Source organism: Streptomyces sp. NPDC050704 (genome assembly GCF_040654355.1).
In the GTDB taxonomy this organism is placed as follows: Bacteria; Actinomycetota; Actinomycetes; order Streptomycetales; family Streptomycetaceae; genus Streptomyces.
Window position 1 is genome coordinate 69964 of the sequence record NZ_JBFAHW010000040.1, and the last position, 14805, is coordinate 84768.

Genomic DNA, 14805 nt, shown 5'->3' on the forward strand with positions numbered 1-14805 from the left:
GCGTCACCGGTCCGCGGTGGCCGGCCGGACGGCCGGCTCGCCATCCGGTTCGGCGGCCGTTCCGGAGACCTCAAGTTCGCGGGCGAAGAAGCGGGCGAGCGGGGCGTGATGAACCTCCGGGTCGTCCCACTCGTTCTCCAGGTTCTCGGCCATGTGATGGATGCCGAGCAGTTCACCGTCCCGGAAGTGGCGGATCACCGGGTGCAGGTAGGAGGCGTCGAAGGCGTCGTCGACCGAGTTCTGGGCGGTGCGGCGCACGGTGATGTCGAAGGGGTCGACCTTGTCGTGGTCGGGGCCGTACTCCAGGGTGACGGTGAAGTAGTCGCGCCCCTCGGTGAGTTGACTGCCGTGGGCGTGCTCGACCGGCACCTCCTCGTGGTAGCGGGCCTGCTCACCGGGCACCATGACCACCAGGTCCCCGAGCACGCCGAACTGCTGCCACAGCGCCGAGCTGCGGTTGGTGCGGGCCACCACCGCGTCCGCGAGCGCGGCAGGCGCCGGGTCGAGCGGCAGCCGGGGCCAGGGCCGGTCGTGATGGCGCTCGTCGAGGATGCGGCTCAGGGCGCGTACGGCGTAACGGAAGCCGTGGATGAACCCGCCGGTGGACTTCTTGAAGTCGCGCTGCTGCATCAGCGTGCCGGCGAAGTACAGGCCGGGCACGTTCACCGACTCGTACGCCGGACTGAGGGCGGGGAAACGGCCGTTGATGGCCATCTCGGGCGCGCAGCCGGGGCCGAAGACCGACGCGTCGAAGCGGAAGCCGGTGCACACGATGATCCGGTCGTAGCTCAGTTCCTTCACGACCTCGTCGGCCCGGGAGAAGCTGAACCGCACCCGGTACCGACCGGCAGCCCCCGCCGCGTCGCCGTCCTTGGCGATCGACAGCACCTCGCCGTCCAACAGGGCGTTCTGCGACTTGAGTTGGTAGGTGTCCAGGAAGTTGTTGTTGACGGCGCGGACATGGCCGACGTAGTGGGTGTTCCAGGCCATGCGTATCGAATGCGGTCCGGCCACATGGATCACCGCCGCGGTCTCGACGAGACTGTCCGCCGTCTCCAGCGCGGAGTTGCCCTTGCCGAGGATCAGCACGCGCTGGTCGGTGAAGTCCTCGGGATCCACGGAGACGGTGGCGTAGTCGTCGGCGGTCTCGATACCGGGGATGTCGGGGGTGTTGGGCAGGGTGAGTCCGGTGGCCATGATCAGCCGCCGGGCGTGGTGCTCGTGCCCGTGCTGGTCGGTGACGGTGAAGTGGCCGTCGTCCTCGCGCCGGACTCTTTCGACCCGGGTGTCGTACGCGATGTCCAGCTTGAAGGCCTCCGCGAAGTCGGCCAGATAGCGCACCAGGTCGTCGGCGTGCGGGAAGTAGCGCTTGCTGTAGCGCGTGAAGAGCAGGCCGGGGTCCGGGGACAGCAGGGAGTTCCAGTCCATCCGCAGGTTCAGCTCGGGGTCGTCGGTACCGGTGTGCGGCTTGTTGATGGAGATGAGCGTGCGATGGCGGGGGAAGGTCCGGAAGAAGGTGCCCGGGGCGCTGCCGCTCTCCAGAATCCGGTACGAGTGCCCGGCGGCCTGCAGTAACTGACCGAGCTGGAGTCCCGCGGGACCGCCGCCGACAACGAGGTGGTCAAGAAGCTTGCTCCGCACGATTTTCTCCTTCTGCTGCTGGCATGGATGCGCGCGTGACGGCGGTATGTGGTGCGGGCGCCGTCGTGCGGGGGCGGCGTCCGGGCGCGGCGATGCGGTGAGCGCCCGTGCTGTCGGCCGGGAGCACCGTGATGGGGACCGCTGAATGGCGCGGACCGGTCGGCGGGGACCGGCTCAGCGGCGATGCGGGGACGTTCGGTGGGGCGGAGCGCTCGAGATCAGTGACGTGACCGTGGTGGTCTTGGCGTGCTGATTCGGAGGGTGGCTCGGGAAACGGTGCTGGTTGCTGCGGTGACCGAGGGCGGTGCAGTCGTACGGGACGTCACGGGCATAACGGACCCTTCGCCGTCTGACCTCTCAAGACCTCTCGTTGAATCCTCAAGCGGAACCGTAGTGACCGGAAGAACACGTTGGCAACGGCCGTATTGCGCCATCGCGGACGCGGCGCCCGGGGAGCCGTAAGAGTTCCGTCATCTCCTGGCCGGGGTTGGCGGGGCCGCCGACCCCGTTGAATGGGATCGACGGAATCCGAGAGACCGGCTGGGGTGGGACGCGTGTTCAGGGCATTGGGTAAACCGCTGGTCGTGGGGTTGCTGACGGTGGCGATCGTGGCTGTCGGTGTCGGGCTGTACTGGTTCCAGCCGTGGAAGCTGTGGGAGGACGAGACCGTACAGGAGGCTCTTCCCGGGGCGGCGAGCACGCCGACGCCCGCGGCGGCCCCCTCGGACTCCACGTCGGCCGAACCGGTCGAACCGGCAGGTCCGCAGACCTTGGCGAGCGGTGGCCTGATCAGTCACGAACACGAGACGTCCGGCACGGCGAAGGTGATCCGGCTGGCCGACGGCTCGCACATCCTGCGGCTGGAGGGCCTCGACACCAGCAACGGTCCTGACCTGCGCGTCTGGCTGACCGACGCGCCCGTGAAGGAGGGCCGGGCCGGCTGGGGCGTCTTCGACGACGGCAAGTACGTCAGCCTCGGCAAGCTGAAGGGCAACAAGGGCGACCAGAACTATGCCCTGCCCGCCGACGTCGACCCGGCCGCCTATACGAGCGTGAGCATCTGGTGCGACCGCTTCGACGTCTCGTTCGGCGCGGCGGAGCTTGCCCGGGCCTGAGCCTGAGTCCGGTGGGGGTTGGTTCAAGGGCCGAGGGCTGAGCGCCGACGGGTGTCGCGGGCGCGGTCAGGGCGTCAGCCTGTCTTCCGCCCCCACCGGGTGTCGATACGCTCCCACTCCGCGTCCCACTGCTCCATGCGCCGCCGGTCCAGGCGAGCACGCACCAGCCAGGCGGCGCCCAGTACGACCCCGCCCACGCTCGCCGACGCCAGCACGCCGAGCAGGGCCGCGTGGAGCCGTGCCTCCCCGGCGCCGACGGGCGCGGCCGTGAGCGCGCCGCTCCGGTCGGTCCACACGGTGACCCGGTCACCGGCCGGGGTACCGGGAACCACCCTGACCTCGTCCGTACGGGTCGAGCCGTCCGGCGCGGTCCAGCGGACGGTGGCCCACACCCGTTGGTCGCTGCCCACCCGGGCGAGGACCTCGCCCTCGGCGTTCTCGGCGAGCACGGCCGAGACCGCGCGGCTCTCGGCCCGCCGCCGGTCGGCGTCCGCCTCGACCGCGGCCGCCGCTCCAAGGCCCGCGAGCAGACCGGCCAGCAGTGCCAGCACCCACCCGGCGAGCACTATCCAGGCCTCAAGGACGTCGCTGCGCCGCCTGAGCGGATTGCGTCGCCACCGCCACCACCGCACGTTCGCGCATCGTGACGCCGTCACGGGCCGACACCCCCTTGTGTGAGCACCGACAGCACATCTCCAGTGTGCTACCGAGACGGCGAGAAGTCCCCGGTGAGATCCCGACGAGCATGCTTTCCAGCGGACAGCGGATGAGGAGCCGGTTGTACGAGCTCGTGACCTGGCGGTCGGATACGAAACGAGGAGACGGGCGAATGTTCCGCTCATTCGAACAGATGCACCTGTCGGGTCTGCCACTCTTGTCTACCGTGCGTCAGGAAGACGTCATCGGCGCGTCAAGGGCAGAGGAGAGCGCGTGACACGGCTGGAGATCCCCGACGAGTATGTGGCGGGGTACACCCAGATCCTGGCCGACGTCTGCGCCACCGGCCGCCGCCTGACCCGCGACGAGTTGGAGTCGCTACGGGTCCAGGGAGAGCGGGCCGCGGAGGCGGGGTTCGGACTGCGGGCCCTCGTGCGACGGCATCTGTCCGCGACCCGCGAAGCCTGGCCCAGTCCCACACCCGCCGAGAGCGGCCGCCTGCTGGCCGCGGTCGAGCAGGCGGTGGACGCCTTCGCCGAAGGGCACGAGCGGGCGCAGAAGCTCGCGGTGCGTCAGGAGGAGGCCGCCCGCCGGGAGTTCATCGACGACCTGCTCTACGGCCGGAGTGACCTGGGACGGCTGGCCGAGCGCGCCGTACGCTTCGGGCTGCTCCTCTCCGGGGCCCACGCGGTCGCCGTGGCCCAGAGCCGCGAACCGGTCGACGACGCCCATCCGGCCACCCGGCACGTGGAGAGCGCACTCGTCAGCCGGTTCGGTGAGCGGCGCATCCTGCTCACCACCAAGGAAGGCCGGCTCATCTGCGTCGCGCCCAGTGACCAGGAGGAAGTGCTGACCTTCTTCGCCAAACAGGCACACGCGGCCACCGACGGTGGCCAGGTGGCCATCGGACGCCCTCACCCGGGCGCCGGAGGCGTCGTCCACTCTTACGAGGAGGCCCTCAACGCTCTCGACCTGGCCGCCCGGCTGCATCTCGACGAACCCGTGCTGCGCGCCGTGGACCTCCTCGTCTATCCGGTACTCACCCGCGACCGGCAGGCGATGGCCGACCTCGTACTCAACACCCTGGGTCCGCTGAGATCGGTGCGGGGTGGCGCGGGAACCCTCATCGAGACGCTGGCCGCGTACTTCGACACGGGGTGCGTCGCGGCCGAGGCGGCCCGTCGCCTCAATCTGAGCGTGCGTGCGCTCACGTACCGGCTGGAACGCATCCACAAGGTCACCGGCGCCAACCCGGCGGATCCCGTGCACCGTTACACCCTGCAGACCGCGGTGATCGGCGCGCGGCTGCTGGGTTGGCCGGACAGGGAAGTGTGACGGAGCCCTCCAGTTGGCCGAGGCCCGGCAGCCATCCAGAACCCGACTCTGCTTATGACGGCCATTGCTCCGGACCGGCAGAGCGCACAGGATGGAGTGTGGGTCAGAGTCCCGCCGTGCAAGCCGCACAGGGGGACAGGGCAGCGGGCCCCGGATCACACTGGCACGGGCCCATGGGGGATGGGGGAGCGATGTTTTTCGTGGTGATCACCGGCGGAGTGCTGGCCACGATCGTGGCCTGGGCGACGGTGGTTCTCGTCCGGCGGGACCGCCGACGGCCCGCACTCGGCCCGGAGGCGCACCGGATCGAGGCCGCCGCCACTCGCGGTATCCGGGACGCGCGCCGCCATGCCCGGTCCCTCAACCACATAGGCGGGGCCGGGGGAATCGACCGCCTCGACAACGGCGGCACCGGTGGCAGCGGGGGACGGTAGGGACTCGAAGCGTTGACGCCGGCGAGCGCCGTCGGTGAGCACCGCGGCGGTCACGGCTCAGCGCAGGCGCTTGTCGAAGAACGCCATTGTCGCGTCCATCGAGGCCGGCCACTGCGGTGCGAACGTGTGGCGCTCGCCCTGGTACACCCGGAACTCGACGTCCTTGCCCGCCTCCTTGAGCGCGGCGACCGTCTGCCTCGACCAGGCGATGGGACAGGACTCGTCCGCGGTGCCGTGGTGGATCAGCAGTGGCTCGGTCACCCGGTCGAAGTACGTGACGGGCGAGGCTTCCCTCCAGAACCTCGGGTTCTCCTTGGGGGTGCCGTGCTTCGCGTCGATCTCGGCGACGACCGGGTCGCCGTCACCGCGCTGGAAGTGGTCGATGTTCTCGGCCGGACGTGAGCTCACCGGTGCGAAGACCACGGCGGCGTCGACCAGACCGGGGGCCACGACCAGCGTGTTGTAGACGACGCCGCCGCCCATCGACCGCCCGAGCAGGCCGATCCGGTCGCCGTCGATCTCCGGACGACCGGACGCGCGCAGCGCCTTGACGGCGCCGATGACGTCCTCGGTGTAGCCGAGGCGGAGGTTGACGTCGTTGTCGGGGTCGTCGTCGGAGCGGGCGTGGTTGCGGTAGTCGGTGTGCAGGACCACATAGCCGTTGCGGGCCAACAGCTCCTGCTCCCGTGCCAGTCCGCGGCCGCTGGTGTAGACGGCTGGGTCGATGTACCCGTGCGCCAGCACCAGCGCCGGGAAGGGCCCCTTGCCCCGGGGGATGTTCATGATTCCCGAGATCGTCAGCCCGTTGGCCTCGTACGTCACCTCGTACCCGGTATAGGCGTCGGTCCGGGCGCGTACGTCGCCGAGCCGGAGGTCCGAGCCCCGGTGCTCGCGTGCGATCAGGCCCGGAATGGACACCGGGTTGGCCGGAGACGCGGTCGGTCTTGGTGTCCTGCTCGGCGTCTCGGTCGCGGCCCGGGCCGGCGGCGTCGTGTCGGTGGGCGCGGTGTCGGTGTCGCCGTCCCCCGTGCAGCCCACAGCGGCCACCAGGAGCAGCCCGGCGGCGACCCGGGCCATGTCCCGTAACCGCATGCGGCCCATTATCCCCCGACCGGCCGTGCTGTGGGGCGGTCGGCGAGATGTGGGGCGGCTCCGGAAGAAGGCGGGCCGTTCGTCGGGCGCGGGCGAGGGCGAAGTAGCGCAGCCACACGTAGCCGAGGGAGAACGAGCAGCCCGTACTCGGTGAACTGCCGGAAGGTGACGCCGACCCGGCCGCGGGTGTTCCGGACCGGGCACCAGGAAGAAATCACACAGCTGTACCGTTGTGCTCGTTGACGGCCGAGCGGTGCCCGATCCGGGACCGCGAACGCGAGGCCGGCCGGACCACGGGTCCGCCGAGCCGGAAGGGTGGAGGTGGCGCAGGTGCGAACCGTGTCCCGCCGCCCCGTCGCGACGCTCGTCCCGCGCCGCCGCGTGCACCTGTACACCAGGCCGCACATCGACCTGCTCCGCGTGGCCGGCGCGCTCTGTCGTTCCTGACCTGTAGCCCTTGGGCCGCACCCTCCCTCTGAGGGCCGGCTTCCTCGTACGGTCGATCAGGAAGGCACATCTCCCGTGTCCTCAGCACCTTCTGCCCTGCCCTCCGCACTCCATCTCGCCGTCGCGCTCGACGGCGCCGGCTGGCACCCGGCCGCCTGGCGCGAGCCGGTGGCCCGCCCCCGGGACCTGTTCACCGCCGGATACTGGGCGGACCTCGTCACCGAGGCCGAACGCGGTCTCCTCGACTTCGTGACGATCGAGGACGCGCTCGGACTCCAGTCCTCGCACGCCACGGAACCCGACGGACGCACCGACCAGGTCCGCGGCCGCCTCGACGCGGTCCTCATCGCCGCCCGCGTCGCCCCACTGACCCGCCACATAGGACTGGTGCCGACCGTGGTGGCCACCCACACAGAGCCCTTCCACATATCGAAGGCGATCGCCACCCTCGACTATGTGAGCACCGGCCGCGCGGGCGTACGGGTCCAGGTGTCGGCACGCCGGAACGAGGCCGCCCACTTCGGCCGTCGCACGTTCCCGCGGATCCGGGGCGAGGACGGCGAAAGCCTGGACAGCCCGGCCGTACGGGAGTTGACGGCCGACCTCTTCGACGAAGCCGCCGACTACATAGAGGTGGTGCGGCGGCTGTGGGACAGCTGGGAGGACGACGCGGAGATCCGGTCCGTCGCCACCGGCCGCTTCATCGACCGGGACAGGCTGCACTACATCGACTTCGAGGGCCGGCACTTCAGCGTCAAGGGCCCCTCCATCACACCCCGGCCGCCGCAGGGTCAGCCGCTCGTCGGCGCCCTCGCCCACGAGTCGGCGACCGGCGCGCCGTTCCGGCTGCTGGGCCGCTCGGCCGACATCGGGTATGTCACCCCGCACGACGCCGACCAGGCACGCGCCGTCGTCGCCTCGGTCCGCGCCGAACAGGACGCGGCCGGGCGAGCGGAGGAGCCCCTGCACCTCTTCGGCGACCTCGTCGTCTTCCTGGACGAAGACCCCGCCGTAGCCGCGGCCCGCAGGGAGCGCCTCGACGCCCTCGCGGGTCACCCGTACCGCAGCGACGCCAGGATCTTCACCGGCACCCCAGCCCAACTGGCGGACGTGCTACAGGAGTTGGGCCAAGCCGGACTGACCGGCTTCCGGCTGCGCCCGGCCGTGGTCGGCCACGACCTCCCCGCCATCACGCGAGGCCTGGTCCCCGAACTCCAGCGCCGGGACGCCTTCCGGCGCTCGTACGAGGCCGACACCCTGCGCGGACTGCTGGGACTCGCCCGACCCGCCAACCGCTACGCCGCAGCGGACCCGGCCAAGGCCGCCAACCCGGCCGACACCGCCGACGCCGTCACCACCGCCTGAGCCGGAAGGACCCACGACCATGAGCAAGCCGCTCAAGCAGATCCACCTCGCGGCCCACTTCCCCGGCGTCAACAACACCACCGTGTGGAGCGACCCCGAGGCAGGCAGCCACATCGAGTTCAGCTCCTTCGCGCACTTCGCGCGCACCGCCGAACGCGCCAGGTTCGACTTCCTCTTCCTCGCCGAGGGGCTGCGGCTGCGCGAACAGGGCGGAAAGATCTACGACTTGGACGTCGTCGGCCGCCCCGATACCTTCACCGTCCTGAGCGCGCTCGCCGCCGTCACCGAGCGCCTCGGACTGACCGGCACCATAAACTCCACCTTCAACGAGCCGTACGAGGTGGCCCGCCAGTTCGCCAGCCTGGATCACCTCTCCGAGGGTCGCGCCGCCTGGAACGTCGTCACCTCCTGGGACGCCTTCACCGGCGAGAACTTCCGCCGGGGCGGCTTCCTGCCGCAGGACGAGCGGTACTCCCGGGCCAAGGAGTTCCTGGCCACCGCGAACGAACTCTTCGACTCCTGGCACGGGAACGAGATCGTCGCCGACCAGGAGAGCGGCACCTTCCTGCGGGACGCCAGGGCCGGCGCCTTCGTCCACCGGGGCCAACACTTCGACATCGAGGGGCAGTTCAACGTCCCGCGCTCCCCGCAGGGCCGCCCGGTGGTCTTCCAGGCCGGCGACTCCGAAGAGGGCCGCGAGTTCGCCGCCGCCAGTGCCGACGCGATCTTCAGCCGGTACGCCACCCTCAAGGAAGGCCAGGAGTTCTACACGGACGTCAAGGGCCGCCTGCCCCGCTACGGCCGCACGTCCGGCCAACTCCTCATCCTGCCCGCCGCGACCTTCGTCCTCGGTGACACGGACGCCGAGGCGGCGGAGCTCGCTCACGAGGTGCGGCGGCAGCAGGTCAGCGGCGCCACCGCGATCAAGCACCTGGAGTTCGTCTGGAACCGCGACCTGTCCGCGTACGACCCGGAAGGCCCGCTCCCCGACATCGACCCCGACCTCGGTGAGCACACCATCGCGCGAGGCCGTGCCCAGGTCCGGATGTACCGCGACCCGCTGGCCACCGCCCGGGAGTGGCGGGAGCTCGCGGCCGCCAACAAGTGGTCCATCCGCGACCTGGTCATCGAGACCGGCAACCGCCAGTCCTTCGTCGGCTCCCCGGCGACGGTCGCCGACAGCATCAACGACTTCGTCCAGGCCGACGCCAGCGACGGCTTCATCCTCGTCCCGCACATCACCCCCGGCGGCCTCGACGGCTTCGCCGACACGGTCGTCCCCCTCCTCCAGGAGCGCGGAGTCTTCCGTACGGAGTACGAGGGCACGACCCTGCGCGACCACCTGGGTCTGGCCCACCCCGACGCCGTCCCTGACTCAGACGCCGAGACCGACGCACGGGGCGTGCGGACCGCGTCATGAGTCCCGACCCCGTCCCGTCCGTGTCCACGTCCACCCACCGCTGAGGAGTACAGCCACTCATGCCCGACATCCCCCTCGGCGTCCTCGACCTGGTCCCGGTCTCGTCCGGCTCCACCGCGGCCGAGGCGCTGCGCAACTCGATCGACCTGGCCCAGCGGACCGAAGGGTTCGGTTACGCCCGCTACTGGTTCGCCGAGCACCACCTGAACCCGGGTGTGGTCGGCACCTCACCGGCGGTCGTCCTCGCCCTGACCGCCTCCGCGACCTCGACGATCCGGCTCGGCTCCGGTGCCGTACAGCTGGGCCACCGCACGGCCCTGTCCACGGTCGAGGAGTTCGGTCTCATCGACGCGCTGCACCCCGGGCGCCTCGACCTGGGTCTCGGCCGCTCCGGCGGCCGCCCGCCCGGTGCGCGCGCCACCCCGCTGCCGGCCGCGACCCCCGTCGTCGACGGCCGCGCCCCCAACGGGCTGCTGATCCCGCCACCGTTCTCCCTCGCGCACCTGCTCGGCTCGCCCAGGGTCGCCCTCCAGCTCAAGCTGCTCAGGCAACCGAACGCCGAGCCGCAGGACTACGGCGAGCAGGTCGGCGACATCCTCGCGCTGCTGGCCGGTACGTACCGGTCGGCGGACGGCATCGAAGCACATGTCGTCCCGGGCGAGGGCGCCGACGTACAGGTGTGGATCCTGGGCAGCAGCGGGGGAGAGAGCGCCGAGGTCGCGGGGCGCAACGGCCTGCGGTTCGCGGCGAACTACCACATCAGCCCGGCGACCGTACTGGAGGCGGCGGAGGGCTACCGTGCCGCCTTCCAGCCGTCCGAGGTGCTCGAAAAGCCCCATCTCAGCGTCTCCGCCGACGTCGTGGTCGCCGAGGACGACGAAACGGCCCGTGAACTCGCCGCCGGCTACGGCCCGTGGGTCCGCAGCATCCGTACGGCCGAGGGCGCGATCCCGTTCCCCACCCCCGAGGAGGCCCGCGCCCAGGCCTGGACCGACGCGGACCGGGCCCTGGTCCAGGACCGCCTCGACACCCGGTTCGTCGGCTCCCCGGGCCGGGTCGCCGACCAGCTGGCACAGCTTCAAGAAGCCACCGCCGCCGACGAGTTGCTGATCACGACCATCACCCACGACCACGCCGACCGGGTCCGGTCCTACGAACTGCTGGCCGAGGAGTGGCGACGGAGGTGAGTCGACGGCAGCCGTGACGGAAGGTTTCAGCCACCCACCTGGCTTGTTCCGGATGCCTAATGGGACCATTCTTGTACGCATGGTGACATTGCCGCGCGATGAAGGGCGAGCGGCCACGGCCGGTGACGCCATGGCGGTGGTCGACGCGCACGGCATGGTCACGGGCTGGAGTGAAGGAGCGCGCCTGCTCACGGGGTACACCGCCGAGGAGGTCACCGGCCGGCCGGCGGCGGAGCTGGTGGACGGCGATCCGGCCGGACTCTGGCGGGCCCTGCGGGCGGGTGACGGGGCGGGCGAGGCCGTGGTCGTGGCCGTACGTCATCGCGACGGGCACCGCCTGGAGCTGGCTCTCCGGGCGTGCCCGGTGCAGGGGGAGCAGCCGTCGTACGTGATCACCGCGGAGCCGGACGAGCGGGAGCGGATGCTCGGTGACCTGGCGTTCCAGCAGGCATCCATGTCGATGTCCGTCTTCGACACCGGGCAGCGTTATCTGCGGATGAACGAGGCGGGATGCCAGGTCATGGGGCAGCCCTGGGAGGTGTTCCGGCACCGCTACTTCCCGGACACCGTGGAGGACGCCGAGCACAGCCGCGGCTTCCTGCGCCATCTGGAGATCGTGGTGGAGACCGGGAAGCCGGTCCACTACGAGAGCTGGACCCGCTCGCCGTCCGGCCGGCGTATGCATGCCTGGAACATCGAGATGTGGCCGGTGCGGGACGACTCCGGAGAGCTGCTCGGCACCGCCCTCGCCGCGTTCGACAGCAGTGAGCAGCACTGGGCGCGCCAGCGCCTGGCCATGCTGAACGAGGCCGCCGAGTCCATCGGCACGAAGCTGGACGTCGTGCACACCGCACAGCAACTGGCCGAGCTGGTCGTTCCCCGGCTCGCGGACTTCGCCAGCGTGGACCTGCTGGACCGGGTGCTCGCGGGCGAGGAGCCCATCGAGGGCAGGGCGGACGCCGACGTGGAGCTGCGCCGGGTCGCGCACCACTCCCTCACGCCCGGAGTGCCCGAGGCCGCGATCGATCTGGGTGCGGCGGACGTGTATCCGCCGTCCTCGCCGCCCGCCCGTGCGCTGGCTTCGGGCGACGTGGTGCTCACCCGGACCGGCTCGCCGGACCTCGACACATGGTTCGCGCACCACGACGCCCGGTCCGCCAGGCTGCGCGACGCGAAGGACCACGACCTCTCGCTGATGGCCGTACCGCTGGTGGCGCGCGGTACGACGCTGGGCGTGGCGGTCTTCGTACGACTGCTGACCCCCGAGTCGCCCGACCCCTTCGACGGCGACGACGTGTCGCTGGCGCGGGAACTGGCCAGCCGCGCGGCCGTCTGCGTGGACAACGCCCGCCGCTACACCCGGGAGCGCACGACCGCGCTGGCCCTGCAGCGCAGCCTGCTGCCCCAGCTGATGGCCGGGCAGGCGGCGGTCGAGTTCGCCTCCCGCTACCTCCCGGCGCTGTCGCAGGCGGGCGTGGGCGGCGACTGGTTCGACGTGATCTCGCTCTCCGGGACCCGGGTGGCGCTGGTTGTCGGAGACGTCGTCGGACACGGCATCCACGCCTCCGTCACCATGGGGCGGCTCCGCACGGCCGTATGGACCCTGGCCGACGTCGACCTGCCGCCGGACGAGCTGCTCACGCACCTGGACGACCTGGTCGGGCACCTGGGGGCCGACGAGAGCGCGGTGACCGGCGAGATCGGCGCCACCTGCCTGTACGCGGTGTACGACCCGGTGTCCCGCCACTGCACCATCGCCGCCGCCGGGCACCCGCCGCCCGTGCTCCTGCTCCCGGACGGCACCGTCCAGATCGTCGAGGTGTCCGCGGGGCCGATGCTCGGCGTCGGCGGGCTCCCGTTCGAGGCCACCGAGCTGGACGTGCCCGAAGGCGCCGTACTCGCCCTCTACACGGACGGTCTCGTCGAGGCCCGTGATCTCGACGTGGACACGGGCACCGCCGCGCTGTGCACGGCCCTGGCGGTCCCGGCCGAAACCCTGGAGGACGCCTGCGACAACGTCCTCAAGGCCCTGCTCCCGGAGCGCCCCGCGGACGACGTGGCCCTGCTGCTGGCCCGTACCCGTGCCCTGGACGCCGAACAGGTCGCCGCCTGGGACCTGGCCGCCGATCCGGCGGTGGTCGCCACCGCCCGGCAGTACGCCACCGAGCAGCTGACCCGCTGGGGACTCGACGAGGCCGCCTTCGTCACCGAACTCGTGGTGAGCGAACTGGTCACCAACGCCATCCGCTACGGCGGCTCCCCGATCCAGCTGCGGCTCATCCGCGACCGGGCCCTCATCTGCGAGGTCTCCGACGCCAGCAGCACCTCGCCCCACCTGCGCCGGGCCCGCACCTACGACGAGGGCGGGCGCGGCCTCCTGCTCGTCGCCCAGCTCACCGACCGCTGGGGCACCCGGCCGAGCGGCACCGGAAAGACGATCTGGGCGGAACAGGCACTGCCGACGGCCCAGTGAGCGGGCAGCGGCGATGGTGCATTGGCGGGACACCGGGCAGCAGGGAGCATGCCCTGCGCGGTCGAGCCTCGTCCTCGTTCAGTCCCGGCCGACGTAGTCGCGCAGCGCCTGGGAGCGGGAGGGGTGGCGCAGCTTCGACATCGTCTTGGACTCGATCTGGCGGATGCGCTCGCGGGTGACCCCGTACACCTGGCCGATCTCCTCCAGGGTCTTGGCCTGCCCGTCATGGAGCCCGTACCGCAGGGAGATGATGCCTGCCTCGCGCGGGGTCATATGAGAGAGGACGGCCTGGATGGTCTCCTTGAGCAGCTGGAACGTCACCATGTCGAAGGGGGAGACGGTCTCGCTGTCCTCGATCACGTCACCGAGCTCGGTGTTTCCGTCCTCGCCCAGCGGCATGTGCAGCGAGACGGGCTCCTTGACGTATCCGTCGAGTTCGATGATCTTGGCGACGGGCAGGTCCAGCTTCTCCGCCAGTTGCTCCAGCGAGGGCTCGACGCCCAGTTCCTGGAGCAGTTCCCGACGGAGCCGGGCCACTTTGTTGATGATCTCCACCGCGTGGACCGGAATGCGGATGGTCCTGCTCTGATCGGCCAGGGCGCGGGTCAGCGCCTGCCGGATCCACCAGGTCGCATAGGTCGAGAACTTGAACCCTTTCGCGTAGTCGAACTTCTCGACCGCCCGCATCAGTCCCGTGTTGCCCTCCTGGATCAGATCCAGAAAGGTGAGACCCCGTCTGGTGTAGCGCTTGGCGATGGACACGACCAGACGAAGGTTCGCCTCGATGAGATGGGATTTCGCCCGGTGGCCGTCCTCCGCGAGGATTTCCAGCTCGCGCCGGAACAGTGCGTCCAGACCGGGTTCTTCCGCAAGCTTCTGCTCGGCGAACAGACCGGCCTCGATCCGCTTCGCGAGATCCACTTCCTGGGCGGCGCTGAGCAGGCGGACGCGGCCGATCACCCTCAGGTAGTCCCGGACCTGATCGGTCGTGGCACCGTCGGAGGTGAGCGTCGGTGCGGGGGCGTCGGCGTCGGTCTCGTCGTCCGGCGACAGGAGCAGCGCCTCCTGCCCCTGAACCTGGGTGTCCGGAACCTGGGTGTCCGTGTCCATTGCGCTCAACTTCTCTTCCCGTGCCTCTGCTCAGGAGCCCTGAATTCTCATAATCCCCGGTGGTGATTGATTGACTGGCCTGGGAATCGTCATTCCGGCGACATCGTGGTGGGTGAGGGCCTGGGCACATCAGGATCGCTCAATTACGGTACACCCGGCGGGCCCTTGATCGACCGCATCGCATTGGCGTAAAATTAAGGTGACATGAATCACGTGCCATGCGCTGTTGCTTTTCTCGGCGGATTCTGGATCTGCCTTCGCCTGTGAGGACGTGGTTTTTTCCTCGGTGTGCCCGGCGTGCCCGGCGAGTTCGCCGCGGCGTGCGGTGTGAGCGGCGCCGCGACCCGTGCTGTACCGGCACTCGGCGATCCCGCCGAGGGTCGGCTGCCGGTGGCGTGTCACCGGCGGTCGTTTCTCGCCCCCGCCGCCCCTACCCGTCCCGTCCCCGGGGGCTCCGCCCCAGACCCCGAGGGGGTGTGTTGTCGGGTGCGGGTGGGTGGGGGCTGGTCGCGCAGTTCCCCGCGCCCCT

11 protein-coding genes and 1 pseudogene are annotated in these 14805 nt (G+C 70.6%); 8 read left to right on the forward strand and 4 right to left on the reverse strand.

What is annotated here, in order from left to right; translation table 11 throughout:
- Nucleotides 1-3: 3 nt before the first annotated feature.
- A complete protein-coding gene (locus tag AB0I18_RS24045; RefSeq protein ID WP_363107613.1) occupies nucleotides 4-1641 on the reverse strand; it encodes an NAD(P)-binding domain-containing protein in 1638 nt (545 codons plus the stop codon).
- 545 nt (nucleotides 1642-2186) lie between these two features.
- Here AB0I18_RS24045 and AB0I18_RS24050 point away from each other — a divergent pair.
- Entirely contained in the window at nucleotides 2187-2756 is a 570-nt protein-coding gene (locus tag AB0I18_RS24050; protein ID WP_363107614.1) for a DM13 domain-containing protein, read from the forward strand.
- A 74-nt stretch (nucleotides 2757-2830) separates the two neighbouring features.
- Here the strand turns inward: AB0I18_RS24050 and AB0I18_RS24055 are convergent, their stop codons facing one another.
- Complete coding sequence (locus AB0I18_RS24055; protein ID WP_363107615.1) at nucleotides 2831-3412, reverse strand: hypothetical protein; 582 nt, start codon at nucleotides 3410-3412, stop codon at nucleotides 2831-2833.
- A 274-nt stretch (nucleotides 3413-3686) separates the two neighbouring features.
- Here AB0I18_RS24055 and AB0I18_RS24060 point away from each other — a divergent pair, with 274 nt between their 5' ends.
- Nucleotides 3687-4748, forward strand: coding sequence for a helix-turn-helix domain-containing protein (locus AB0I18_RS24060; protein ID WP_363107616.1), 1062 nt, complete (start codon nucleotides 3687-3689; stop codon nucleotides 4746-4748).
- Between the two features lie 191 nt (nucleotides 4749-4939).
- Nucleotides 4940-5182, forward strand: coding sequence for a hypothetical protein (locus AB0I18_RS24065; RefSeq protein WP_363107617.1), 243 nt, complete (start codon nucleotides 4940-4942; stop codon nucleotides 5180-5182).
- A 57-nt stretch (nucleotides 5183-5239) separates the two neighbouring features.
- On the opposite strand, the gene AB0I18_RS24070 is transcribed toward AB0I18_RS24065, so the two are convergent.
- A complete protein-coding gene (locus tag AB0I18_RS24070) occupies nucleotides 5240-6274 on the reverse strand; it encodes an alpha/beta fold hydrolase (protein ID WP_363107618.1) in 1035 nt (344 codons plus the stop codon).
- A 330-nt stretch (nucleotides 6275-6604) separates the two neighbouring features.
- On the opposite strand from AB0I18_RS24070, the gene AB0I18_RS24075 reads away from it, so the two are divergent.
- The 5 genes from AB0I18_RS24075 to AB0I18_RS24095 all read left to right on the forward strand — a co-directional run bounded on the left by AB0I18_RS24075 (nucleotide 6605) and on the right by AB0I18_RS24095 (nucleotide 13166).
- On the forward strand, nucleotides 6605-6721 hold the full coding sequence (locus tag AB0I18_RS24075) for a putative leader peptide (RefSeq protein ID WP_363107619.1): 117 nt from the start codon (nucleotides 6605-6607) through the stop codon (nucleotides 6719-6721).
- 75 nt (nucleotides 6722-6796) lie between these two features.
- Nucleotides 6797-8086 carry an LLM class flavin-dependent oxidoreductase gene (locus AB0I18_RS24080; RefSeq protein ID WP_363107620.1) on the forward strand — a complete coding sequence of 430 codons (1290 nt, stop codon included), beginning with the start codon at nucleotides 6797-6799 and terminating at the stop codon, nucleotides 8084-8086.
- A 19-nt stretch (nucleotides 8087-8105) separates the two neighbouring features.
- Nucleotides 8106-9506 (forward strand): NtaA/DmoA family FMN-dependent monooxygenase, encoded by a 1401-nt coding sequence (locus AB0I18_RS24085; protein WP_363107621.1) that lies wholly within the window; start codon nucleotides 8106-8108, stop codon nucleotides 9504-9506.
- Nucleotides 9507-9565: 59 nt separating this feature from the next.
- Nucleotides 9566-10693 carry an LLM class flavin-dependent oxidoreductase gene (locus tag AB0I18_RS24090; RefSeq protein WP_363107622.1) on the forward strand — a complete coding sequence of 376 codons (1128 nt, stop codon included), beginning with the start codon at nucleotides 9566-9568 and terminating at the stop codon, nucleotides 10691-10693.
- Between the two features lie 79 nt (nucleotides 10694-10772).
- The gene (locus AB0I18_RS24095) at nucleotides 10773-13166 is read left to right on the forward strand and encodes a SpoIIE family protein phosphatase (RefSeq protein ID WP_363107623.1); all 2394 of its coding nucleotides are present in this window, start codon (nucleotides 10773-10775) and stop codon (nucleotides 13164-13166) included.
- 78 nt (nucleotides 13167-13244) lie between these two features.
- Here AB0I18_RS24095 and AB0I18_RS24100 read toward each other — a convergent pair.
- A pseudogene (locus AB0I18_RS24100) lies at nucleotides 13245-14222 on the reverse strand (RNA polymerase sigma factor); the annotation flags it as partial.
- Nucleotides 14223-14805 lie beyond the last annotated feature (583 nt).